Origin of the sequence: Microbulbifer jejuensis (assembly GCF_047289955.1) — a bacterium.
In the GTDB taxonomy this organism is placed as follows: domain Bacteria; phylum Pseudomonadota; class Gammaproteobacteria; order Pseudomonadales; family Cellvibrionaceae; genus Microbulbifer.
The window spans coordinates 123,355-146,973 of sequence record NZ_JBLBUB010000010.1 but is presented as its reverse complement, the minus strand read 5'-3'; the positions used below and the strand labels follow the sequence as shown (position 1 = coordinate 146,973).

The 23,619-nt window shown below is 58.5% G+C and carries 23 protein-coding genes; 13 read left to right on the top strand and 10 right to left on the bottom strand.

The features are described from left to right. Nucleotides 1-128 precede the first annotated feature (128 nt). Nucleotides 129-1,127, top strand: a complete 999-nt coding sequence (locus ACL7TT_RS08650; RefSeq protein WP_413394724.1) for an adenosine kinase — start codon at nucleotides 129-131, stop codon at nucleotides 1,125-1,127. A gap of 20 nt (nucleotides 1,128-1,147) precedes the next feature. Here the strand turns inward: ACL7TT_RS08650 and ACL7TT_RS08645 are convergent, their stop codons facing one another. The 4 genes from ACL7TT_RS08645 to ACL7TT_RS08630 form a co-directional block, all read right to left on the bottom strand. Then, nucleotides 1,148-2,899 (bottom strand): EAL domain-containing protein, encoded by a 1,752-nt coding sequence (locus ACL7TT_RS08645; RefSeq protein WP_413394723.1) that lies wholly within the window; start codon nucleotides 2,897-2,899, stop codon nucleotides 1,148-1,150. A 175-nt stretch (nucleotides 2,900-3,074) separates the two neighbouring features. Further along, on the bottom strand, nucleotides 3,075-3,644 hold the full coding sequence (locus tag ACL7TT_RS08640; RefSeq protein WP_413394721.1) for a YajG family lipoprotein: 570 nt from the start codon (nucleotides 3,642-3,644) through the stop codon (nucleotides 3,075-3,077). Nucleotides 3,645-3,686: 42 nt separating this feature from the next. Then, nucleotides 3,687-4,160 (bottom strand): copper chaperone PCu(A)C, encoded by a 474-nt coding sequence (locus tag ACL7TT_RS08635; RefSeq protein WP_413394719.1) that lies wholly within the window; start codon nucleotides 4,158-4,160, stop codon nucleotides 3,687-3,689. Beyond that, nucleotides 4,157-4,882: an N-acetylglucosaminyltransferase gene (locus tag ACL7TT_RS08630; protein WP_413394716.1), complete on the bottom strand. Its 726-nt coding sequence runs from the start codon at nucleotides 4,880-4,882 to the stop codon at nucleotides 4,157-4,159. Before ACL7TT_RS08630 ends, ACL7TT_RS08635 begins: the two co-directional genes overlap by 4 nt. A 134-nt stretch (nucleotides 4,883-5,016) precedes the next feature. Here ACL7TT_RS08630 and ACL7TT_RS08625 point away from each other — a divergent pair, with 134 nt between their 5' ends. From ACL7TT_RS08625 to coq7, 11 genes are all read left to right on the top strand, one after another. Further along, nucleotides 5,017-6,783, top strand: coding sequence for a protein-disulfide reductase DsbD family protein (locus ACL7TT_RS08625; RefSeq protein ID WP_413394715.1), 1,767 nt, complete (start codon nucleotides 5,017-5,019; stop codon nucleotides 6,781-6,783). Between the two features lie 244 nt (nucleotides 6,784-7,027). Beyond that, nucleotides 7,028-7,504, top strand: a complete 477-nt coding sequence (aroQ, locus tag ACL7TT_RS08620; protein WP_299944651.1) for a type II 3-dehydroquinate dehydratase — start codon at nucleotides 7,028-7,030, stop codon at nucleotides 7,502-7,504. A 3-nt stretch (nucleotides 7,505-7,507) separates the two neighbouring features. After that, a complete protein-coding gene (gene accB, locus ACL7TT_RS08615; RefSeq protein ID WP_413394712.1) occupies nucleotides 7,508-7,960 on the top strand; it encodes an acetyl-CoA carboxylase biotin carboxyl carrier protein in 453 nt (150 codons plus the stop codon). Nucleotides 7,961-7,974: 14 nt separating this feature from the next. After that, on the top strand, nucleotides 7,975-9,315 hold the full coding sequence (gene accC / locus ACL7TT_RS08610; protein ID WP_413394710.1) for an acetyl-CoA carboxylase biotin carboxylase subunit: 1,341 nt from the start codon (nucleotides 7,975-7,977) through the stop codon (nucleotides 9,313-9,315). 126 nt (nucleotides 9,316-9,441) lie between these two features. Next, on the top strand, nucleotides 9,442-10,332 hold the full coding sequence (gene prmA / locus ACL7TT_RS08605; protein ID WP_413394708.1) for a 50S ribosomal protein L11 methyltransferase: 891 nt from the start codon (nucleotides 9,442-9,444) through the stop codon (nucleotides 10,330-10,332). A 66-nt stretch (nucleotides 10,333-10,398) separates the two neighbouring features. Then, entirely contained in the window at nucleotides 10,399-11,613 is a 1,215-nt protein-coding gene (locus ACL7TT_RS08600; protein WP_413394707.1) for a DUF3426 domain-containing protein, read from the top strand. A 195-nt stretch (nucleotides 11,614-11,808) separates the two neighbouring features. Further along, nucleotides 11,809-12,801 (top strand): tRNA dihydrouridine synthase DusB, encoded by a 993-nt coding sequence (gene dusB / locus ACL7TT_RS08595; RefSeq protein ID WP_459564489.1) that lies wholly within the window; start codon nucleotides 11,809-11,811, stop codon nucleotides 12,799-12,801. Continuing rightward, the gene (fis, locus tag ACL7TT_RS08590; protein ID WP_413394705.1) at nucleotides 12,798-13,106 is read left to right on the top strand and encodes a DNA-binding transcriptional regulator Fis; all 309 of its coding nucleotides are present in this window, start codon (nucleotides 12,798-12,800) and stop codon (nucleotides 13,104-13,106) included. The genes dusB and fis overlap by 4 nt, the downstream gene beginning before the upstream one ends. 142 nt (nucleotides 13,107-13,248) lie before the next feature. Next, nucleotides 13,249-14,820, top strand: a complete 1,572-nt coding sequence (gene purH, locus ACL7TT_RS08585; RefSeq protein WP_413394703.1) for a bifunctional phosphoribosylaminoimidazolecarboxamide formyltransferase/IMP cyclohydrolase — start codon at nucleotides 13,249-13,251, stop codon at nucleotides 14,818-14,820. A gap of 146 nt (nucleotides 14,821-14,966) precedes the next feature. Next, nucleotides 14,967-16,271 carry a phosphoribosylamine--glycine ligase gene (purD, locus tag ACL7TT_RS08580; protein WP_413394701.1) on the top strand — a complete coding sequence of 435 codons (1,305 nt, stop codon included), beginning with the start codon at nucleotides 14,967-14,969 and terminating at the stop codon, nucleotides 16,269-16,271. Continuing rightward, a complete protein-coding gene (gene coq7 / locus ACL7TT_RS08575) occupies nucleotides 16,268-16,969 on the top strand; it encodes a 2-polyprenyl-3-methyl-6-methoxy-1,4-benzoquinone monooxygenase (protein ID WP_413394699.1) in 702 nt (233 codons plus the stop codon). The genes purD and coq7 overlap by 4 nt, the downstream gene beginning before the upstream one ends. Nucleotides 16,970-17,101: 132 nt before the next feature. Here coq7 and ACL7TT_RS08570 read toward each other — a convergent pair whose 3' ends face one another. Then, a complete protein-coding gene (locus ACL7TT_RS08570; protein ID WP_413394697.1) occupies nucleotides 17,102-17,509 on the bottom strand; it encodes an OsmC family protein in 408 nt (135 codons plus the stop codon). A 312-nt stretch (nucleotides 17,510-17,821) separates the two neighbouring features. Between ACL7TT_RS08570 and crp the strand changes: the two genes are divergently transcribed. After that, nucleotides 17,822-18,457, top strand: coding sequence for a cAMP-activated global transcriptional regulator CRP (gene crp / locus ACL7TT_RS08565; RefSeq protein WP_413394695.1), 636 nt, complete (start codon nucleotides 17,822-17,824; stop codon nucleotides 18,455-18,457). Between the two features lie 78 nt (nucleotides 18,458-18,535). Here crp and trpC read toward each other — a convergent pair whose 3' ends face one another. The 5 genes from trpC to trpE all read right to left on the bottom strand — a co-directional run bounded on the left by trpC (nucleotide 18,536) and on the right by trpE (nucleotide 23,393). Further along, nucleotides 18,536-19,330 (bottom strand): indole-3-glycerol phosphate synthase TrpC, encoded by a 795-nt coding sequence (trpC, locus tag ACL7TT_RS08560; protein ID WP_413394693.1) that lies wholly within the window; start codon nucleotides 19,328-19,330, stop codon nucleotides 18,536-18,538. Then, nucleotides 19,327-20,376, bottom strand: a complete 1,050-nt coding sequence (trpD, locus tag ACL7TT_RS08555; RefSeq protein WP_413394692.1) for an anthranilate phosphoribosyltransferase — start codon at nucleotides 20,374-20,376, stop codon at nucleotides 19,327-19,329. Before trpD ends, trpC begins: the two co-directional genes overlap by 4 nt. Nucleotides 20,377-20,456: 80 nt before the next feature. After that, complete coding sequence (locus tag ACL7TT_RS08550; protein ID WP_413394690.1) at nucleotides 20,457-21,035, bottom strand: anthranilate synthase component II; 579 nt, start codon at nucleotides 21,033-21,035, stop codon at nucleotides 20,457-20,459. Continuing rightward, on the bottom strand, nucleotides 21,032-21,895 hold the full coding sequence (locus ACL7TT_RS08545) for an ion transporter (RefSeq protein ID WP_413394688.1): 864 nt from the start codon (nucleotides 21,893-21,895) through the stop codon (nucleotides 21,032-21,034). Before ACL7TT_RS08545 ends, ACL7TT_RS08550 begins: the two co-directional genes overlap by 4 nt. Continuing rightward, on the bottom strand, nucleotides 21,882-23,393 hold the full coding sequence (trpE, locus tag ACL7TT_RS08540) for an anthranilate synthase component I (RefSeq protein ID WP_413394686.1): 1,512 nt from the start codon (nucleotides 23,391-23,393) through the stop codon (nucleotides 21,882-21,884). Before trpE ends, ACL7TT_RS08545 begins: the two co-directional genes overlap by 14 nt. Nucleotides 23,394-23,619 lie beyond the last annotated feature (226 nt).

The window sequence follows — 23,619 nt, the reverse complement described above, 5'->3', positions numbered from 1 at the left end:
TTCACATTGGAGCACCCAGTGCCGTTATAAAGGCTGCTGTGCTGAAGTCAAATCCACCACCTTGCACTTAGCAGAATCACAGCCATAATGCGGCGTAAATCCATACAAAAAGCCCGAAAAGGATAAATATGCAGCAATACGACCTCTACGGCATCGGCGCCGCCCTGCTGGATACGGAGATCGAGGTTTCGGATGAAGACTTGTCCGCACTTGGCGTTGAAAAGGGGCTGATGACCCTGGTAGACGATATTCGGCAACAGCAACTGCTGGATGCTCTGCGGGACAACCTTATGACCGCCAAGCGCGCTTGTGGAGGTTCCGGCGCCAACACAGTGATTGCCGCCAGCTACTTCGGTCTGCGCACCTTCTATTCCTGCAAAGTTGCCGCAGATGACAATGGAGACTTTTACCGCAACAATCTCACCGCCGCAGGGGTCGACTACCCGGCCGGCCTGCGTCGGGCCGGCATGGGTACCACCGGCAAGTGTTTGGTTCTGATCACCCCCGATGCAGAGCGCAGCATGAACACTTACCTGGGTATCAGTGAAAAACTGTCTGTCGAGGAACTGGACAGTGAAGCCCTGGCAGCGTCACATTGGGCTTACATCGAGGGCTATCTGGTCTCCTCGGAAACCGGGCGCAAAGCGGCAATCGCCCTGCGCAAACAGGCACAGCAGGCGGGTGTAAAAACTGCCCTGAGCCTCTCCGACCCAGCCATGGTGCAGTTCTTTGGCGAAGGCTTGCGGGAGATGGTTGGCGACGGCGTGGATATGCTGTTCTGCAACCGGGATGAGGCTCTGGGCTTTACCGGTAGTGGGTCTCTCGATGCCGCTGCAAACACCCTGCGCGACTACTGCCGTAGCTTTGCCATTACCCTCGGGGCCGATGGTGCATTGATCTGGGATGGCACCCAGGTACGTCGGGTGCACAGCCCGCGCGTTCATGCCATCGATACCAATGGCGCCGGGGATATGTTTGCGGGGGCCTTCCTCTACGGCATTAATCGCGATATGCCCTTTACAGAGGCCGGAGAGCTGGCCTGTCGAGCCGCCGCCCAGGTAGTCAGCCAGTACGGACCCCGCCTGCGGGAGGCGCAGCACCCGGAGCTGCTTGCAGCAGTTATTTAAACAGGAGAAAGAGAGAGCGCTCAATCACCGATCACCGGAAGCCCCGTCGCAGGGGCAATGCCGAACCCCTGGGCATAATCCACCCCCATCCGGTACAGTTTCTCCATCACCTCCGGGCTTTCCACATATTCTGCGATGGTGCTGATGCCCATACACTTGGCCAGGTGGTCGATGGTGCTGACCATGGCGCTATCGATTTCATCCTCGAGCATATTACGCACGAAACTTCCATCAATCTTGAGAAAATCCACCGGCAACTGGCGCAGGTAAGCCAGCGAGGAGACACCGCGGCCAAAATCGTCGAGAGCGAAACTGCAACCGGCGGCGCGCAGCTTATGAATAAAAACCAGCGCCCTTTCCAGATTGTTGATGGCGCTGGTCTCGGTAATCTCAAATTGTACCCGCGAGGCAGCAATCCCCGTCTCCACCAGTTCCTGAGAGACGAAGCCGGCAAACGTATCATCGCCGAGACTGATACCGGAAATGTTTATGGCGTAACTGGCCCGGGGGACCCCGATTTTCTGCTCCCGCGCCATATAATGAAAAACGCGCCGGACCACCCAACGATCCACCTCTTCAATCAGTCCATAGCGTTCCGCGGCGGGCAGGAACAGGCCCGGTGAAATCACCCCGCCATCGCGACCGAGCATCCGCACCAGGATCTCGTAGTGATGCAGTTTGCGCCCACCTTTCAGGGAGATGACCGGCTGGCGATAGAGAATCAGGCGATCTTCCCGTAAGGCGGCATGAATTTCCGCAACCCAGGTGGTTTCCCGGCGCCGCTCCAGGACCTTGCGGGAGCCTCCAAACAGCTTGACCCGGTTTCGCCCCTGCTCCCGCGCCGAACAACAGGCATCGTTGGCGGAGGCCAGCAGCTGGCTGGCGTTGGAAGTAAAGCAATCCACCCCCACAACCCCGATCGAGACTGCCACGCGATTGCTGTTGCCCTCCCACTCAAAGCTGAAGGCCTGTACGGCATCCCGCAGGCGTGCCACCACCCGGCCACCCTCCCCCAGTGTGCAGTCCCGCAGCAAAATAGCGAACTCATCACTGCCCACGCGGGCAAACAGGTCGGCACTGCACAGGTTGTGCTGTAATAAAGCCACCAACTGCACCAGCAACTGATCCCCGGCGACAAAACCCAGGGTGTCATTGATCACCTTGAACTGATAGACGTCCAGATACAGCAGGACATGGTGCTGGCGCTTATCGACACACTGGGCCAGAAGCTTCTGCAGCGCACGTTCGAAATACTGGCGGTTGGGCAGACGGGTGAGGGCATCGTGGCTGGTCTGCCAGCTGAGGCGCGTGGAAACCCGCTTTGCGGCGGAGGTATCCCGCAGTACCAGTACGTAATTTTTCAAGGTGCCGGCATCCCACAACGCCATCACCTGCAGGGTCACTTCCAGAGGAGCGCGGGCGCCGTCGCAGCGCAAGATGTAAGCCTGGATTTCGCGCATGCTGGGAACTTCGCGCACGGGAGCATCCGGCAGTGGCGACGGCAAGGACGCACCCTGAATATCACATAGCTGCAACCCTTCGTTAAGGGGCTGGCCGGGCAACAGACCGACCAGGTTGCCGGTCATTTCACTGATCAGGGGGTTGGCATAGAGAACGATCCCGCTGGCGTCGGTCACAATGACCCCATCGGCAACCTGCCCAAGTGCCGCCTCCGCCGCCTGCAGGCTGATTCCCTCACTGGGAGCCAAGCCTTTCTCCAACTGGGCCAATGGTCCCAAATATTCCGCGGAGTTAGGATCAAACAGTGTCACGGCCACACACTCGTAAAAGGCAGGGCTCCAGCCTGCCGAACCCCTCGGCAGAGGTAACCATGGGACTCTCCACACGGTATTTTGAGTAACTTTACCGACATTACCACTCGAGATTGCCGATTTTATTCAATGATTCAGCCTCCCTGTTGACCCCTTCAGTGCCTAAAGGGCACGCTCACAAGTGAGTGTACAGGAAATCTTTCAGTTTCCTGTCTTCGAATACCCGTTGCAGGGTTGCACCCAGTATGCCGTTCACCCGTGTTTCCACCTCCTCCCGGCTGGGTTTGACCAGATTGCGATCCGTGCCAGAGGCACTGTAGGTCCCGAAATAGGTTGCGGCACCCACTTTGACTTCCAGGTGAATTTCCGCGGAAGTGTCTATGGTGGTTGTGTAGACAATATCGGGACTGTTATAGGTAAGCCTCACCAGCCTCGCTACCACCTGCACCTGTGCGGCGGTGTCAGTCACGCGGAAAGACCAGTTGGCAAATCCCCGCCGCAGCCCCGTCGCTATCGCCTCCCCCGCATCATTGGCGACACTGATTCGGGACGTCTCGGAGTAGACCCCACCGAGAGAGCCCAAACCACCACCGGGCAATTCATTGATCCCTTGCACGCTCAGGGTATGGCCAGCCCCTATGCTATCCGCAGTGACCTGGAACTCAGGGTACACCTGAATCTGCAGCGGGCTATAGGCGCAACTGGCCAGGGCAAGGACCCCCGCAAGCAACCATAATTTCTTCATTTTTTCTCCCCCTTTTACTGCGATAAAAAACATGAACCCGTTTCATTTATGGTGCTGATGCTGATCCTTATCTACCCCATTCATGCGTATCACCGGCACCCGAATATCCAAACTCGGGGCATCCGCAAAGAATAGACGCAGCAGCAGCGTTTCCCCTGCCCGGAGACGGAATCCGTTGATCATCAGGTGCGCTCCACCAGGCGCCATCTGTAGCTGCTCTCCAGCGCCGATGGCCACTTGCTGCAGTCGGCGCATACGGCTGACACCACCTTTGCGCTCGGTGGAGTGCAGTTCGGCACGGCCATCTTTCACTTCCGGCAGCGCCACGGCAGTCAGCAGCAGCGCTTGTGCTCCGGTATTGTGGAAGGACAGATAGGCCGCGCTCATCGGCGCTCCCGGCGGTGTCTCACGGGCATAACCTTCCACCGCGAGGACCGGGGTAGTGCCCAGGGCCTGTGTCGCAAACAGCAATACTGTGCCAAAGACTATCCAGACTGATATCAAGGGTTTTTTCATTGGGCCTTCCCACCGGGTTGAACTAGAAGCAGCCGCGCGGGACTGCCGATTTTGATATCTCCCCGCACCCGGTAACCGGGTACAGCCTCGCGCAGTTGCTGGTAAATCCAGCGCCCCTCGGCATCATTGCGCGCGACAATAATAACGCGCAACTGCTCGCTGCGAATGCGCCGGGCCAAGCGGCGCAACTGCTCCGCGAGTTGCGCCGACCTGGAATTCAGTTCCGCTACCGAAAGACCAATGCTCTCTCCCTCGGGTAAGTCGAAGCGGGCGCGGTCTCGCTCACGGACCAGTTGTCGGCGCACTTCCGCCACCAGTGTATTGCCCGGTGCCAGCATCTCGGCGCGCTTGAGCAGCGCTTCCACCGCGCCAAAGCTGCGCTGGCGCAGAGCTTCACGGGCCTGTTCGACATAGGTAACTACAAGGGTCTGGATACCGGCCTCGGCCCGACGATTACCCGGATCCAATTGCTGCACGCGCAGGTAGTAATCATAAGCACTGGCACCGGCCGGTTGAGTCAGGTACCCCTTGAGCAGGGCCTGTTCGGCCCGCTTGAGAAAAAAAGTCACGTTGCTCTGGCGAATCTCTTCCTGTGAGGGCCCTGTCTTCTTGGGCGGGGGGATGGCCGGGGGCGGAATCGGTTTATTGGCGGAACAGGCCCCCAGCACACCGGTCACCAATAGACAGATCCCAAGGCTGTGAAGGCGTTCAAATGACGGCAAAACAATCTCCCACTGTTGTTTTTTTGTACCGCCGACACCGCTATACTGCACTGCCGGCGCGACTGAACCCCCACCCGGCGCAACAGTCAGAGCTGTACCTCCGACTATAATGAATTTTTTCATCAATGGCTGTGATGACCAAAACTTTCAGAAATAAGTTCCTCTCCCTGCTGGCAATCCTGTTGTTGGTGTCCGGCACCAGCGCCCAGGGGCAAAACCCCGGCGCTCCTTTTGCCACGCTCGATGCCACTTTGGACAATCCCTTTCTGCCGGTCGACGAAGCCTACCGGCAGGACCTGTTGCTGAGCGGCAGCCAGCTCAGTGCTATTTTTGAAATAGCCCCCGAGTACTACCTCTACCGCGAAAAACTCGCCCTCTACCGCATTGATAACGGACAAAAGACCGAATTGCCCCTGAGCCTGCCGAGCGGCAAGGTGATCTGGGATGACTATTTCGAGAAGGAGACCGAGGTCTATCGCGGTCAACTGGAAGTCCCCATCCGCCTGGCGGGCACCGGCAAAATCGTGCAGTTGGAGCTGCACTACCAGGGCTGCGCCGATGCGGGGCTCTGCTATCCACCACAGACCCGTCACTACAGCGTGGACACCGTTAGCGGCAGTATCCGGATGCTGGAGGCGCCCCCCCCCAGTACCGATACTTCGAATAACAATAGCTTCATCACTCTGCCCCTGGCGCTGTTATTTGCTTTCGCCGGCGGGCTGCTGTTGAACCTGATGCCCTGTGTTTTCCCGGTGCTCTCGATCAAACTACTGGCGGTGAGTCAGGCAGCGCAGAGTGCCAGCCAGCGCCACCATCACGGCTGGGCCTACAGCGCTGGCGTTATTCTGAGTTTTGTCACCATTGCCGCGGTAATGCTGGTGCTGCGCGCCGGCGGTGAAGCGATCGGCTGGGGCTTCCAACTACAGTCCCCCTGGCTGGTGGCCGCCCTGGCTTACCTGTTCTTTGTGATGGGGCTCAGCCTTTCCGGAGTCACCGAGCTCGGAAGCAGCCTGATGGGCATTGGCGGTCACCTGAACAACGGCCGGGGTTGGCGCGGTTCCCTCGCTTCCGGCGCCCTGGCCACTCTGGTGGCCAGCCCCTGCACGGCACCGCTGATGGGGTCTGCACTGGGATTCGCTGTGACGCAGCCGGCTGTGCCGGCACTCAGCATTTTTGCCGCCTTGGGCGCCGGTATGGCCGCGCCTTTCCTGTTGTTGACTTACCTACCCGCACTGGCGGAGAAGCTGCCGCGCCCCGGCCCCTGGATGGATCGCCTCAAGCAATTGCTGGCCTTCCCCATGTATCTGACCGCAGTCTGGCTGCTGTGGGTTTTGGGGCGGCAAACCGGGGGGGATGGTGTTGCGCTGGCACTCACCGGCGCTGTCGCAATCGCCTTTGCCCTGTGGTTGTGGCCTCGCTACCAGTGGCGCTGGCTGCAGGGTTGTGTGGCGGCGGTGGCGCTGGCCTTTGCGGTGTTATTATTGCCGCGCCTCAGCACTCTACCCCAGGCCCAACAAGAATCCAGCGACTACTGGCAACCCTATTCGGCCCAGCAACTGGATGTCGCACGCAGCGAAGGTCGCGCGGTACTGGCCAACATGACCGCAGCCTGGTGCCTCACCTGTCTGGTGAATGAGCAAGTGGTGCTGTCGAGCGGTGCCGTGAGCCGTGCCATCGAACAACTCGGGATTGTGGCCTTCAAGGGGGACTGGACCAACCAGGACCCCCACATCAGTGCGCTGCTGGCCAAGTACAAGCGCACCAGCGTCCCCTTGTACCTTCTCTACCCCGCCGGCGGCGGTGAAGCCAAGGTCCTGCCGCAGATACTGTCGCGCAGTGAATTGCTGGCGGAGCTTGAGGCCGCCGCCCAAGGCGGGCTGAGCACCTCTTCTACCCCGTAAAGGGAAGCCCTGCCTTTACAGCCATTCATCTGGCCAATAAAGCCTCAACCCCTATATCTTGCGCCAACTTTAGGTAAATATCGCCGAATTGTCGCTAACTTCTATAAACCGCCCGGAATGCATGGACAGAGGGTCATTTTTGCGGCACACTCGAACAACACGGTCCAACTTCGGCTTAACCCGCGAAATAACCACGACAAATTCCTTTTTTGTGACTTTTTCGGCAACTTCCCCAGAGCAAACTATGGCCAAAATTCTTCTTCTGCACGGCCCCAACCTCAACCTGCTCGGCAGCCGGGAACCGCACATTTACGGTGCCACCACACTTGCGGAAATCAACCAGGCCGCCGAGCGCCAGTGCAAAGCGGCCGGCCACAAGCTGGAGACTATGCAAAGCAACAGCGAGTCGGCCCTGCTGGATCGCATTCACCTGGCTGCGACTACCGATGTCGATTTTATCGTCATCAACCCAGCGGCCTTTACCCACACCAGCGTGGCCCTGCGGGACGCCCTGGCGGCAGTTGCCATACCCTTTGTTGAACTGCACCTGTCCAACCCCCACACCAGGGAGACCTTCAGGCACCGTTCCTATCTTTCCGACTTGGCCTGTGGCGTAGTATCTGGCTTCGGCCCGCACAGCTACACACTGGCCCTACAGGCGGCCATACACCAGCTGGGTATGGCGCCCCGACATCAACGAGTCAAACCTGCGAGTGATTGAACTATGGATATCCGCAAAATTAAAAAACTTATCGAACTGCTCGAGGAATCGGATATCGGCGAGCTGGAGATCAAGGAGGGCGAAGAGTCCGTGCGCATCAGCCGCGGAGGTAGCGCTGCACAGCCCGCCGCTCCGGTGTACAGCGCACCCGCGCCTGTCGCCCCGGCGACGCCAGCGCCAAGCGCGGCCGTGAGTGAAATGGAATCCAAGCCGGAGACCAGTGGCCACGCGGTGAAGTCACCCATGGTAGGCACCTACTATGCGGCACCCAGCCCCGGTGCCGAGCCCTTTGTCAGGTTGGGTCAGCAAGTCAAGGTTGGTGATGTCATCTGCATTGTCGAGGCGATGAAGATGATGAACCAGATCGAAGCCGACAAGGCCGGCACTATCGAAGCCATTCTGCTGGAAGACGGCCAGCCAGTGGAATTTGATCAGCCGCTCGTGACCATTGTCTGAGCGGGGTAGTGACCATGTTTGACAAAATCCTGATCGCCAACCGGGGCGAAATCGCCCTGCGGATTTTACGCGCCTGTAAGGAAATGGGCATCGCCACAGTCGCGGTGCACTCCCTGGTGGACCGCAATCTAAAGCACGTGCGCCTGGCTGATGAGTCGGTGTGCATTGGCCCCAACCCATCACCGCAAAGCTACCTGAATGTACCGGCCATTATTTCCGCGATGGAAATCACCGATGCGGTGGCCGTGCATCCCGGCTACGGTTTTCTGGCTGAGAACGCCGATTTCGCGGAACAGGTGCAAAAGAGTGGCTTCACCTTTATCGGGCCCACCGCGGATGTGATCCGCCTGATGGGTGACAAGGTTTCGGCTATCGCCGCAATGAAAAAAGCCGGCGTTCCCACAGTCCCCGGCTCCGACGGCCCGCTGCCCGACAGCCGCGAGGGCTGTCTGGAGATCGCGCGCAAGGTCGGCTACCCGGTTATTATCAAGGCCGCCTCCGGCGGTGGTGGCCGCGGTATGCGCGTGGTCGAGCGTGAGGCGGATCTGGTCAACGCCATCGCCATCACAAAATCCGAAGCGCAAGCCGCTTTCGGTGATGCCACCGTGTATATGGAGAAATTCCTCCAGAACCCGCGCCATGTGGAAATCCAGGTGATGTCCGATGGCCAGGGCAACGCTGTGCATCTGGGCGACCGCGACTGTTCCCTGCAGCGCCGCCACCAGAAAGTGCTTGAGGAAGCCCCTGCTCCGGGGATTCCCGATGCCGTGCGCCGGGGCGTGCAGGAGGCCTGTGTACAGGCCTGTATCGAAATCGGCTACCGCGGTGCCGGCACCTTCGAGTTTCTCTACGAAGACCAAAACTTCTATTTTATCGAGATGAATACCCGCATCCAGGTGGAGCACCCCGTTACCGAAATGGTCACCGGTATCGACCTGATCAAGGAGCAGATCCGCGTCTGTGCCGGCGAGAAACTCTCCCTAACGCAGGAAGACATTGTCATTCGCGGCCATGCCTTCGAGTGTCGTATTAACGCGGAAGACCCGCGCACCTTTTTCCCGTGCCCGGGCACAGTGAACAACTTCCATATGCCCGGCGGCTTCGGGGTGCGCGTGGACTCCCACCTGTACTCAGGCTACTCGGTACCCCCCAACTACGATTCGATGATCGCCAAAGTCATCACCCATGGGGAGGACCGCGACACCGCCCTGGCGCGTATGCGCGTTGCCCTGTCCGAACTCGTGGTGGACGGTATCAAAACCAATATTCCCCTGCAGGAGGAACTGGTGCGGGATGAGGCCTTTGCCAGGGGCGGGGTGAATATCCACTATCTGGAGAAAAAGCTGGGGCTGTAATGCCGTGCCGGCCGGCACACATTGTGTAGCCCGACGACGAATCCCGGCGCCAAGGATGGCAGTAACCGCCGAAAACACCTATGCGCGAGCCCGCTCCAATCCGCAGTTACTCACCACGGAACCCCAATGCCCTGGCTACAACTTCGCGTCGATACTGATCGCGTGTATGCAGAAAAAATCGAAGAGGCTCTGCTTTTTGCCGGCGCCGTATCCGTCTCCCTGCAGGACAACGCAGATCAACCTATTCTCGAACCCGCTCTCGGCGAGGCGCCCCTGTGGGATCAGACACGGGTGACCGGCCTGTTCGATGCGGAAATCAACACTGCGGTCACAGAAGCCAAAGCCGCCGCCTTTCTCTGTGCACAGCTGCCCAATGCCCGCTGGAAGCCACTGGAGGACAGAGACTGGGAGCGCGAGTGGATGTCCCACTACAAGCCCATCCAGTGTCGCGAAAACCTGTGGATCTGCCCCAGTTGGTGTCAGCCCCCGCACCTGGAGACGACCAATCTGATGCTCGATCCCGGTCTTGCCTTCGGTACCGGCACCCACCCCACCACATTTCTGTGCCTGCAGTGGCTGGCCGGGGAACCTCTGCAAAGCCGCAGCGTGATCGACTTCGGTTGCGGTTCCGGCATCCTGGGTATCGGCGCCCTGCTCCTTGGTGCCGAACATGCCATGGGGGCCGATATTGACCCGCAGGCGCTGATCGCCAGCCGCGACAACGCCGCGCGCAACGGTATTGATCCCGAGCGCTTCCCTGTCTACCTGCCGGAACAGATGCCACGGGAGCCCGCGGATATCATGTTCGCCAATATCCTTGCGGGCCCCTTGATGGATCTCTCCTGCAAGCTGATTGGCCTGACCAGAGTCGGCGGGCGTATCTGTCTGTCGGGTATCCTCGCCTCCCAGGCGGAGCAGGTGAAGACGGCCTACAGACAGCATGTTGCATTCGATAAAGATCGGGAACAGGGGGGCTGGGTGCGCCTGAGCGGCACCCGTATTACCCAAATGCGCTAACCGCCACTACGCGGGGGCCGGGGAGGCTGGTAGACTTGACCGCAAAATACACTGCGCCACAATCGAATGTCCCAACTGGTTACCCGCTGCCCCCATTGCAACACCGCATTTCATGTCAACGAACAGCAACTGCGCGCCGCGCGCGGCGCAGTGCGTTGTGGCTCCTGCCTGCAGGTTTTCCGTGCAGATGAAAACATCGTCTTCAATGATAAAGACGCCAATATCTCCAGCAGCCTGGAGACACTGCTCGAAGACGACGACTTCCTGATCCACGATGATATGGAACTGGATGCCGTAGAACCGGCAACAGAGAAACGGCGGAAGTCCCTGACCAAACCCCCATCGACCCGACAACCAATGCCGGAGAGAGAGGCCGCGGCGGAACCGACCCCGGTGGATACGCACAGTGAGGGGGATTCAGCCTCCTCCATCGGGGATGCATTTGGTGATAGTGATTGGCAGGTACCGCGCCCTGAAAGGGTTCCGGAGGAAAGGCCCGAGGAAAACCTCGACGATGTGCTCAAGCCCGACGGAGATCCTGTCTGTGACTCAGACACTGCCCCCACCGGACTGGCAAACGCCCCACAGATCGGCGCCGGGAAAAAATCACAAAGCGATGCTTGCAATACACCCCCTAGGGCAGCACTGACAGCACAAGGGGCTTCCGAGCCTTTGGGGGCTGGAGAGCGCAGGGAGCCCTTTTTTACTTCCGTGGATAAAGTCGGTACGGAACCGGAAGGCGAGCCGCTGATTTCCTCCATTCAGCCAGCGCCTGTGGAAATAGTCTGGGGCTCACCACAGCAAACAGTTGCACGCCCCTGGCTTTGGGGGCTATTGCTGCCCCTGTTGGCTCTTACACTGCTCGCGCAGGTGGCTTATTTTCAGTTCGACAATCTCAACAAAAAACAGCCCTGGCGCAGCTTCTACGCCGCGACCTGCCCTTTGTTCGGCTGTTCCCTGCCCCAGCTCAGGGACCCCGGAGCCATACAGGCTTCCAACTTGATGGTACGCAGCCACCCCCAGCGCAAGGGAGCCCTGGTGGTGGATGCAGTCCTGCTCAATACGGCACCCTATCCCCAGCCTTTTCCCAGCCTGCTATTGCAGTTCACAGACCTGAAGGACAAAGCGGTAGCCAGCCGCCGGTTTACGCCTCAGGAATATCTCCAGGGCGAACTGGCGGGCCGCAAACTGATGCCGCCGGCAAGCCCGATTCATCTCGCCATCGAGATAGTGGACCCCGGTGCCGAAGCGGTAAACTACGAGCTGGATATCACACATTGAAGCTTGGTTTTATCCCAATATCTCCCATTAAATTGGCGCTTAAAACAACTAAAATTGACCACTCCGCAGGCTAAATGCACAGGGATCGATCAAATTGTCCGCTTTTTCGCTTTTCCAATACACCACCAGCCGCTATCATAGGCCGCTGTTTTGCCTGGGTCTTGAGCGGCCCCTCCCAGAGCCAACGGAGCTGCCGTGCCCACTGCCATAGGCCCCTATATTATCGACAGTCCGGTAATTCTGGCACCTATGGCCGGCGTGACCGACCGCCCTTTTCGCCAATTGTGCCGCCAACTCGGTGCAGGACTGGCAGTTTCGGAAATGGTGACGTCGGACACCCGCCTGTGGGGCAGCCGCAAGTCCCGGTTGCGCCTGGATCACTGCGGTGAAACGGCGCCCGTATCGGTGCAGATCGCCGGTAGCGACCCCGACATGATGGCCGAAGCCACCCGGGAGAATGTGCGTCGCGGTGCGAAAATCATCGATATCAATATGGGCTGCCCGGCAAAAAAAGTGTGCAAAAGGGCTGCAGGCTCAGCCCTGCTGAGAGATGAAAAGCTGGTTGCGGACATTCTCCGGGCTGTTGTGCAATCGGCTTCGGTTCCAGTGACACTGAAAATTCGCACCGGCTGGTGCCCGGATCTTCGCAACGGCATCACTATCGCCAAAATGGCCGAGGATGCCGGGATCGCTGCACTCGCGGTGCATGGCCGTACGCGCGCCTGCGGGTACCACGGGGAAGCTGAATTCGATACCATTGCCGACATTGTATCCAGGGTGAAAATCCCGGTTTTTGCCAATGGCGATATCACCAGTGCCGACAGAGCCCGCGAAGTGCTCGATTACACTGGCGCAGCGGCGGTTATGATTGGTCGCGCCGCACAGGGACGACCTTGGATTTTTCGGGAGATAGCCCATTTCCTCGCCACCGGTGAGCGGCTACCCGAACCGACATTGGATGAAGTCAGAGAAATACTGCTCACTCACTTAGGTGAGCTGCACCGGTTTTACGGTGAGCTGATGGGGGTCCGTATCGCCCGCAAGCACGTGGGTTGGTACTTGAAGACACTTGCGAACAGCGAGTCCTTCCGCAAGACCTTTTTCCAGATAGAGAGCGCAGAAGTACAAAATGCCAGCGTTCACGAGTGGTTTGAACGCCGAATAACGAGAGGGGCACAAGCGGCATGAACAATGACGTATTGATTCCGGATACTGGCAGCGAAGAGGTATCCTCCAGGGGGCAAACTCAATTAGCACAGCCTCAACAGCAATCCCTGCGCGATGCTGTTGAGCAGGCGATGGAAAACTACTTTCGCCATTTGGATGGCCAGATGGTGACCGAAGTCTACGACATGGTGCTGTCAGAGATAGAGGCACCCATGCTTGAGGTCGTGATGAAATATACCCGCCATAACCAGACCCGCGCCGCTCAGCTGCTGGGCCTCAACCGCGGCACGCTGCGCAAGAAACTGAAGCGCTACGGACTGCTGTAAGCCGTCGACAGAGTGAATAGCACGAAGGGGGTGAGGTCTCTCACCCCCTTCCCTATTCCCCCACCGTGATTTCCCCACCGCACAGAAAACCTGGCAGAAACCCGGTGGCGAATCCTTTGAAGAATCAGTTGGACCAAGTGCAATGACAGACAAGGTAGCGATCCGCCGCGCACTGATCAGCGTCTCCGACAAAAGTGGCATCATAGAGTTTGCCCGGCAACTCTGCGCAATGGGCGTTGAAATTCTCTCTACTGGCGGCACGCACCGCCAACTGGAAGAAAACGGCATTCCGGTCATGGAAGTCTCCAACTACACCGGTTTTCCCGAGATGATGGATGGGCGCGTGAAAACCCTGCATCCTCTGGTACACGGCGGCATCCTCGGCCGCCGCGGCACCGATGACGCCGTAATGGACGAGCACGGCATTGTCCCGATCGATATGGTGGTCGTGAATCTCTATCCGTTCACACAGACTGTGTCCAAACCGGGCGCCTCGCTGGAAGATGCAATCGAAAATATCGACATCGGCGGCCCCACCATGGTGCGCGCCGCTGCCAAGAACCACAAAGACGTCGCTATCGTGGTGAATGCCGGCGATTACGCAGGCATTGTCGATGAGATGAAAGCCAATGATGGCGCGCTCAGCTACGCTAGCCGCTTCGATCTGGCGATGAAAGCCTTCGAGCACACCGCCGCTTACGATGGCGCTATTGCCAACTACCTGGGTACTCTCAAGGGCAGCGAAAAGCAACGGTTCCCGCACACCTACAACAGCCAGTTCATCAAGAAACTAGATCTGCGCTACGGTGAGAATCCTCACCAGAAATCCGCTTTCTACACTGAGACCAACCCTGCCGAAGCGTGTGTTGCCACCGCCACCCAGTTGCAGGGTAAAGCGCTGTCGTACAACAATATTGCCGACACCGACGCAGCGCTGGAGTGTGTGAAAGCTTTTGACGAGCCCGCCTGTGTGATCGTCAAGCACGCCAACCCCTGCGGTGTGGCCGTTGCCAAAGCGCTCCACAAGGCGTACGACCTGGCCTTTGCCACCGACAGCGAGTCCGCATTCGGCGGCATTATCGCCTTTAACCGCACGTTGGACGGCGCCACAGCCCGAGCTATTGTTGAACGCCAGTTTGTCGAAGTGATCATTGCGCCATCCGTCTCCGCAGAGGCTAGGCAGGCTGTTGCAGAGAAGAAGAATCTGCGCCTACTGGTGTGCGGCCAGTGGAGTGCCAAACCCGTGCCAGAGCTGGACTACAAGCGCGTCAACGGTGGCCTGCTGATACAGGAGCGTGACGACGCTATCGTTACCACTGCAAATCTGAAAGTGGTCTCCAGGCGCCAGCCCAGTGAAAAGGAAATTCGCGACCTGTTATTTACCTGGAAGGTGGCCAAGTTCGTCAAATCCAATGCGATCGTTTACGCCAAGGACGGTCGCACCATCGGCGTGGGCGCAGGCCAGATGAGCCGCATCAATTCCGCGCGTATTGCCGCGATCAAGGCTGAGCAGGCAGGCCTCTCAGTGCAGGGCTCAGTGATGGCCTCAGACGCCTTCTTCCCCTTCCGCGACGGCATCGACAATGCCGCTGCCGCAGGCATCCAAGCGGTCATCCAACCGGGCGGCTCCCTGCGCGACGAAGAGGTGATCGCGGCAGCGGACGAGCACGATATGGCCATGGTCTTTACCGGCTTACGCCACTTCCGCCACTAGACAGGCGTGGGGCCGGGCTTGTGACAGCCCCAGTCTGGCGCAAGCATAGCGGCGGCAAAACTTTCCCCGCACCGATTCCGCGTTAAACTAGCGCATCAAATATCGGCTCAACAGGCCAATCGGGTCTATTTAGGGGGGATTTAACAGTGAATGTATTGGTTATCGGTGCCGGTGGCCGCGAGCACGCGCTGGCGTGGAAGGCATCGCAAAATCCGGCTGTGGGAACCGTATTTGTGGCGCCGGGGAATGCCGGCACCGCGCGTGAAACCGGGTTGCAAAACGTTGCCATCGGTGTGGACAACTTCTCCGCCCTGGCAGATTTTGCCGAGGAGAATGCGGTGGCACTCACCATTGTCGGCCCCGAGGCACCCCTGGTTGACGGTATTGTAGACTTTTTCAATGGCCGCGGCCTCGCCATTTTCGGCCCCCGCAAGAGTGCCGCCCAACTGGAGGGCTCCAAAGCCTTTACCAAGGATTTTCTCCGGCGTCACAAGATCCCCACCGCCGCTTACCGCAATTTCACCGAGATTCACCCGGCCATTGAATATATCCGTGAATGCGGTGCTCCAATCGTCGTGAAAGCGGACGGCCTCGCCGCTGGTAAAGGCGTGATCGTGGCGGAAACCGAACAGCAGGCCGAACTGGCAGTACGGGATATGCTGTCCGGTAACGCCTTTGGCGATGCCGGCTGTCGGGTGGTGATTGAGGAATTTCTGCAGGGCGAAGAGGCCAGCTTTATCGTGATGGTCGATGGCAAGAACATACTGCCCATGGCCACCAGCCAGGATCACAAGCGGGTTGGCGATGGCGATACTGGCCCCAATACCGGTGGCATGGGTGCCTATTCCCCCGCTCCGGTGGTCACCGACAGTATTTACCAGCGCATTATGAAAGAAGTGATTGAGCCTACCGTGCAGGGGCTGGCTGCAGAGGGCATGCCCTACACCGGCTTTCTTTACGCGGGGCTGATGATCGACCCGGAAGGGACACCGCGGGTCATCGAGTACAATTGTCGCTTTGGCGATCCGGAAACCCAGCCCATCATGATGCGCCTCAAGTCCGATCTGGTGGACCTGTGCCTGGCCGCCCTGGATAGCAAGCTGGACAACGCCAAGGCCGAATGGGACCCGCGTCCCGCCCTCGGTGTGGTGCTCGCTGCACACGGCTACCCCGGCAGCTACCGCAGGGGCGACGCCATTGGCGGCCTGGAGGGCGCTGACAGCGACCGTGCAAAAATCTTTCACGCCGGTACCGCCGAAGATGGTGACCGGGTGGTAACCAGCGGCGGTCGGGTCCTGTGCGCCACAGCCCTGGGCGACAGTGTTGCCGATGCCCAGGCCAATGCCTATGCGGCGGCACGCGGGATATACTGGGATGGTGTCTTCTATCGCAGGGATATTGGCTATCGCGCGATCGAAAGAGAAGAGGTCACTGCCGGTGAACAGCCATGAAAACTACACGGGACGATTGCACCCAGGGGTCAACGCAGCAGCGTGTGCCGCCTGTGGGTGAACGCCATCTGAGCGGGCTCGACCGCTTGCTTATTCAGGCGGACCGGGCCCTGCGCACCCTGAGCCCCGGCACACCCTGCCATGGGCGGCCTTCCCCCGCCAGGGCCGAGGCGGAAGCCGAACTCAGCAGCGCTGAGCGCAGGCATGCCGCCGGCTTGATGCGAGTCAATCACAGCGGCGAAGTCTGCGCCCAGGCGCTCTACCAGGGCCAGGCACTCACAGCGAAATTGCCGAAAGTGCGCAGTGAAATGGCACGCGCCGCCGATGAGGAGATCGATCACCTGGCCTGGTGCGAACAGCGCCTGCAGGCGTTGGACAGCCGACCCAGCAGGCTCAATCCCCTATGGTACGGCCTATCCTTCGGCCTTGGCGCCGCCGCCGGCAAAATCGGCGATCACATCAGCCTGGGTTTTGTGGCCGCTACCGAGGAGCAGGTATGCCAGCACCTGCAGAACCACCTGGAAAAACTGCCGAGCCAGGACAAGAAAAGCCGCGCGGTGGTGAAGCAGATGCTGATCGACGAGGAGGAGCACGCCCATGCCGCACTGGCTGCCGGTGGGCGCCGTTTTCCCGGGCCTGTTAAAGGCCTCATGTCGCTGGTGGCAAAAGTGATGACCTCTGCCAGCTATAGAATCTGACGGCAATGCGCCAGGCGGCGATTGTGGCTTGGCGGGTAACGCAAATGGCTTAAGGGTATATCCCTGCGCGGCCATGAAATGGTTTCGAACACCCCGTTTTAACGCCACCCGGTGAGTCAGGCAGTGGATCAATCACGCTTCCTCGACTCGGTAGCGGTGCACTATTTCCACCCCTGCATTGCGCAGCATAATAGAGGCAGAACAGTACTTTTCCGCAGAGAGCCTCACCGCGCGTGCCACATGACTTTCTTTCAGCCCGCGACCTCGCACTACAAATTCCATTTCTATCCGTTCAAACGGCGAGGGGCTTGTATCTGGGCGTATCCCATCCAATGCACAATCGCAGGAAATAATATCCTGGCGTGCTTTTTTCAAAATAGAAACGACATCATAGGCAGCACAACCGCCGACGCCGAGCAAGATCATTTCCATGGGGCGAACACCGTTATTGGTGCGCCCGCCTTCCATCACCACCGCATTACCACTGCCGGCTTCACCCACGAACATCAAATCACTGACCCAGGTTACCTTGCCTTGCATCCGCATCCCCCCACGAAATTTCAAGCCACAAAGCTTAGCATATTGTGCAAGTTTATCTCGGTGTCGGCCTATTTCCGGTATAGTGTCTGCACGCCTCCGCGCGAAATGCCCCAGAGCACCATTTTCAGCAGACGCCAGTGACACCTGGGCCATACTGAAGTCCAATCCCACAAGCGCCAGAGTGTCACAGGTCACAATGCGGGACTTTGCCACAGCCAGCCTCTGTTGGGGACGCTTTTTTCGCGCGATAATTCAACAGTGCTCAGTTGCTCAAGCCTGAATAGAGCACGAGACAAAAATGAGGAATACATCGTGACGGTTGCTATCGAAGAATCCATAACCACCGGCAATATTGAAGACTTTCTGGCCCACTGCCACCGGCGCCGCTACCCGGCCAAGAGCACGATTATCTATGCCGGCGACCGCTGTGAATCCCTTTATTTTATTATACGCGGCTCGGTGACCGTTCTGATTGAAGACGACGAGGGCCGCGAGATGATCGTCGCCTATCTGAATGATGGGGACTTTTTCGGTGAAATGGGGCTCTTTGATCAGGATACCCGCAGTGCCTGGGTACGCACTAAGACCGAGTGCGAAGTGGCGGAAATCTCCTATACCAAATTCCAGGAGTTGACCCGCCAGCACCCCGAGTTCCTGTTTGCCCTGGCCACACAAATGGCGGGCCGCCTGCGCAATACCACACGCAAGGTCGGCGACCTGGCATTTTTGGATGTCACCGGCCGCGTGGCGCGCACCCTGCTGGACCTGTGCAATGAGCCGGACGCAATGACACATCCCGAGGGGATGCAGATTAAAATTACCCGCCAGGAAATCGGCCGTATCGTCGGCTGTTCCCGGGAAATGGTGGGGCGGGTGCTGAAAACCCTGGAAGAGCAGGGCCTGGTTTCCGTAAAAGGCAAAACCATGGTGGTTTATGGTACCCGCTGAGCCTACCCGAATGCACAAAACAAAACAGGCGATCTTGTGATCAGCTGTTTTGTTTTGTCATATAAAAAATAGTACAGCTCAGTTAAACATCTCCATCAGTTTGCGCCCGGGCTCCCGCTCGCGCATAAACGCCTCTCCCACCAGGAATGTATCGACGCTGTGCCCACGCATGGCGGCGACATCATCGGTGGTATGAATGCCACTTTCGGTCACCACAATGCGGTCGGGGGGCACCAGGTCGAGCAATTTAAACGTGTTTTCCAGATGTACCTCGAAGGTGTGCAGATCGCGGTTGTTGATACCGATCAAACGATTCGGCACAACCAGCGCGCGCTCCAACTCCTGACGGTTGTGCACTTCCACCAGCACATCCAGGTCAAGCTCCCGTGCCAAGCCGTTGAGATCCTGCATTTGCCGATCTTCCAGACAGGCGGCGATCAGCAATATGCAATCGGCCCCGATAGCCCGCGCCTCGTAAACCTGGTAGGGGTCCACGGTAAAGTCCTTGCGCAATACCGGCAGACGCACCGCGTTGCGCGCCTGTTGCAAATAGCTGTCGGCGCCCTGGAAGAAATCAACATCGGTCAGTACCGACAGGCAGGCGGCACCGCCCTTTTCATAACTGGTGGCAATTTCCGCAGGCAAAAAATCCTCGCGGATCACCCCCTTGCTGGGAGAGGCCTTTTTGATTTCTGCAATCACCGCCGCTTCGCCTTCGGCAATCTTGCCCTCCAGTGCAGCCACGAAGTCCCGCACCGGGGCCTGGTCCTGTGCGCGCAAACGCATCTCTTCCAGTGCGCACCGGGACTTGCGCTCTAGTACTTCCTGCCATTTGCGCGCAATAATGCTATTTAAAATAGTCGGTGTGTTCACGATCGCACTTCCTCTGGACGAGAGGCGCTACTAAAAGCAGCCAGGTCGTTGATTTTCTCGGCGGCGAGGCCACTGTGGATAGCATCCTGTGCCATGGCGACACCCTGCCGGGCGGTAGCCGCTACACCACTCACATAAATAGCCAAACCGGCATTCAGGGCAATAATATCTGCAGCTTTTTGTCCTTTCGCGGTCGAGCGCTTGCCGAGAGCATCGCAAATTAACGCCAGGGACTCCTCGGAGCCGGATACACTGAGACCACTCAGGTCGCGGCGCTTCAGGCCAAAGTCCTCCGGGCGCACCAGGAATTCTGTAATGGCCCCGTGCTTCAACTCCGCGGCAAACGTGTCCGCGGCGAGACTGGCTTCATCCAGACCATCATCGCTGTGCAGCACCAGTACATGTTCGGAACCGAGGTGCTGTAACACCTCTGCCAGCAACCGACAGTAACGCTTGTCATAAACACCGATCACCTGGCGTTTGACGCCAGCAGGGTTGGTCATGGGACCGAGCAGATTGAAGATGGTGCGCAATCCCAGCGCCTTGCGTGCCGGCCCCACATGGCGTACCGCACTGTGAAAACTGGGGGCAAACATAAAGCCAATACCGATGGTTTCCACACAGCGGACCATTTGTTCCGGACTCAACTCAAGAAAAACGCCCGCGCGCTCGAGCAGGTCGGCAGAACCACTGCTGGAGGAAACGGAGCGATTGCCGTGCTTGGCCACCCTGGCCCCCGCCGCCGCCGCGACAAAGCTGCTGGCAGTGGAAACATTGAAAAGGTTGGCGCCGTCACCACCGGTGCCGACAATATCCACAGTATTATCCAGGCTCAACTCTACCTTGGTAGCCAGCGCACGCATGGTTTCCACGGCACCCACGATTTCATCGACGGTTTCGCCGCGGATACGCATTGCGATCAGCAGCGCGCCAATCTGCGCCTCCTCAGCCTCTCCACGCATAATCTGGCCCATGGTCCCGCGCATTTCCACACGGGTGAGATGTTCGCCATCCACCAGCTTGGCGATAGCCTGTTGAATATTCATGGTGCTCCCCTTGGCCCTGCTCTGTGGTTTATTGTGCGGGACAGGCAGCACCCTGTCCCGCAATCATTTGTCCCAGAAAATCAGGACCCGAGAAAATTCCGCACCATGTCGTGGCCGTGCATGGTGAGGATGGACTCTGGATGAAACTGCACCCCCTCAATCGCCAGTTCACGGTGGCGCAACCCCATGATTTCATCTATCTCACCGTCTTCGGTTTCGGTCCAGGCGGTGATTTCCAGGCATTCCGGCAAACTGTTTTTTTCCACCACCAGGGAGTGGTAGCGCGTCGCCTCGAAGGGATTGGAAAGACCGTGAAATACCCCCAGGTTATTGTGCACTATAGGGGAGGTTTTACCATGCATGACCCGGCGTGCACGCACCACCCTGCCGCCAAAGACCTGACCGATACTCTGGTGGCCAAGGCAAATCCCCAGTATTGGGATCCTGCCGGCAAAGCGGCGAATCACATCGAGAGAAATGCCCGCCTCATTGGGTGTGCAGGGCCCCGGTGAGATCACAATTTTCTCCGGTGACATCGCCTCAATCTCCTCAAGCGCAAACTCGTCGTTGCGTTTGACCTCAACTTGCACGCCCAGCTCCTGCAGATACTGCACCACATTCCAGGTAAAGGAATCGTAGTTGTCTATCATCAAAATCATTGCACGGCCCCCATAACCTTTGGTGAATAAGTGGTTGCTTCCATGCGCTTTTGCAGACGTACCAAAGACAACTGGGTGGCGCGCAGTTCCCGCAGTATCTCTGTCTGGCTCGGTGGCAGGCACATCTCATCCATACGACGCAATTTGGCCTCTTCCAGGTTATTGAGCACAACCCCAATAAACAGATTGATCATTACGAAGGCCCCCATCACTACGAAGCTGACAAAATAGACCCAGGCCCAGGGCATTGCCTCCATGGCGATATACATAATGTCGGTCCAGTCCTCGAAGGTAACAATGCGAAACAGGCTCAGCAGGGCGATTGGCAGGCTGCGCCAGTGTACGGGGTCAACCTCGTGGAAGAGAAAATAACCGGCCACGCCGTAGATATAAAAAATAATTCCCATCAACAGCGCAATATGCAGCATGCTCGGCAGGCTGCGCAGCAGGGTATCCACGAGAACGCGCAACTCAGGAAAAGCGGACACCAGGCGCAAAACCCGCAGTACACGCACCAGTCGAGCCAGGGTTGCCAGCGGCCCCGCGGCGGGAATCAGGCTCAAGGCGATAATTGTGAAATCAAAACAATTCCAGCCACTGGAAAAATAGCGCCAGGGGCGCGATCCATAGGCGACAATCTTGACTGTCGCCTCCAGAATAAACACACCCAGCACCAGTTGATTGATGCCTCCGAGCAGTGCGTCAAAATACTCCACCATCCAGCGGGAAGTCTCCAGTCCAACCACAACCCCATTGAGCAAAATCATGCCGATAATCATCTGATTAAACAGCGGCGCTGCAACAATACGCTGACAGCGTGCAACAAAGGTGATTTTTTGGGAAATACTAGCTTCGCTCATTTTGCTCGGTCTTTACAGCATCACAACGACTGGCCAGGGCCATGCCCGCTGCGCGGAACAGCGCACGGGCCTTGTTCATGGTTTCATCCCATTCGGACTGGGGGTCAGAGTCCGCCACCAGACCGGCGCCGGCCTGGATAAACAGCCGGCCATTTTTGATCACGGCAGTGCGGATAGCGATGGCGGTGTCCATATTGCCATTCCAGGCCAGATAACCCACAGCGCCACCATAGATGCCGCGTTTTTCCGGCTCCAGCTCATCAATGATTTCCATGGCGCGAATCTTTGGCGCTCCCGACAGGGTGCCAGCAGGCAGCGCAGCGCGCAAGGCATCCATACCGCTCAGGCCATCCTTGATATGGCCGGTCACATTAGAGGTAATATGCATGACATGGGAGTAGCGCTCCACCACCATCTGCTCAGTCACCCGCACACTGCCGGTTTCCGCCACACGCCCCACGTCGTTGCGTCCCAGATCGATCAGCATCAGGTGCTCCGCCCGCTCCTTGGGGTCGGCCAGCAACTCCCTCTCCAGGGCCTGATCCTCTTCTTCCGAGGCGCCGCGACGGCGGGTGCCCGCCAGGGGGCGCACCGTCATTTCCCCCTCCTCCAGACGCACCAGGATCTCCGGACTGGACCCCACCACCTGGTGGTCCCCCAGATCGAGAAAATACATATAGGGCGAGGGGTTCAGACTGCGCAGGGCGCGGTAAAAGTTCAGCGGCGGCGCATCGAAGGGTACGGATAACCGTTGCGACGGCACCACCTGCATCACATCGCCGGCCAGGACATATTCCTTAACCCGCGCCACCGCGCGCTTGAAGTTAGCTTCACCAAAATGGGAATGGAAGGCACCCTCTTCGATACCCATGCCCTCCAGGTCCAGAGACACCAGATCCGGCAGCGGCTGTGCGAGCTTGCTGACCAGCCGATCCAGGCGCTGCTGCACCCGCTCGAAAGCAGCCGGTTGCTCCGGGTCGGCATGTACAATAAAGATCACCGCACCGGCCAGGTTGTCGAACACCACCAGCTCATCACTGACCATCAGCAAAATATCGGGATTGCCCAGTGTATCCGGTGGCGCGCTTAAGGCCAGGCGCGATTCGATATAGCGCACACAGTCGTAGCCAAAATAGCCCACCAGGCCACCGTGGAAGCGCGGCAGATCGGGCAATTCCGGCACCCGGTAACGTTTCTGGAAGCGCTCCACAAACGCCAGCGGGTCCGCAGAGGTCTCACTCTCCACCACTTCGCCATCCCGTTCCACGGTCACCACATTGCCGCGTACCCGCAGCAGGGTCCGCGCCGGCAGACCGATAATGGAATAGCGGCCCCACTTTTCCCCTCCCTGCACAGACTCGAACAGGTAGCTGTAGGGCCCCGCAGCAAGCTTCAGGTAGGTGGATAAAGGCGTTTCAATATCGGCCAGTACACGTCGCACCAGCGGTATCCGGTTATAGCCCGCAGACACGAGCCGGGCGTATTCGCTTGGGGTCATAGAGACTCCAGTCTGTCTTTGTATTTTTTGGCTTGGCGCCCGAGTATAGGCAGCGCTTAAGGGGAAGGCGGCCGAATTGGCAGTGATTACCGATTGAGCCTCAACGGGTCAGTGGCGCCATCGCCAGCGGATAGTCAGGGGGGCAGCACGATTCACGGAGATTCCCTCTTTACAAGGCGCACAAGTTTACAAACCCCCCGTGCGGCAGGCAAGAACCCAACCGCGG